Consider the following 370-nt stretch of genomic DNA (forward strand, 5'->3'; position numbering starts at 1 on the left):
GCGCCAGCGGCGGCGACCAGCATCATGCCGGCCATGCCGATGACGGCGACGTTCGCACCCGTCTTGGAGATGGCGTTGCCGTTGGCATCGGCCTTCTCCAGTGCGGCGATCGCGTCGGCGAGGGCCTTCTGCGCGGCGTCGATGTCAGCCTGGGTGGCGTTGTCATCGGCGAGGACGCTCTGGGCCTTGGCGAGGGCGTCACGCACGGCCTGGGCGGACTTCTTCGTGTAACCGCTCAGATCCAGGGCCTTGGCCTGATCGATGGTGGCCTGCAACTTGCTCTTGTCGGTCGTCTCCGGGTTCGGAGTCGGCTTGGAGGAGGCGGGCTTCAGGGCCTTCATCGCGGCGTTCAGCGCGTTGTACGCGGCAT

The 370-nt window shown here is 67.3% G+C and carries 1 protein-coding gene; it reads right to left on the minus strand.

What is annotated here, in order from left to right:
* Positions 1-370 (minus strand): hypothetical protein (locus AB5287_RS10095; protein WP_368221198.1); only part of this gene is annotated, 370 nt, incomplete at both ends.

The sequence above is a fragment of the Bifidobacterium sp. RTP21102st3_E2_RTP21102_210122 genome, from assembly GCF_040916945.1.
Classification (GTDB): domain Bacteria; phylum Actinomycetota; class Actinomycetes; order Actinomycetales; family Bifidobacteriaceae; genus Bifidobacterium; species Bifidobacterium longum.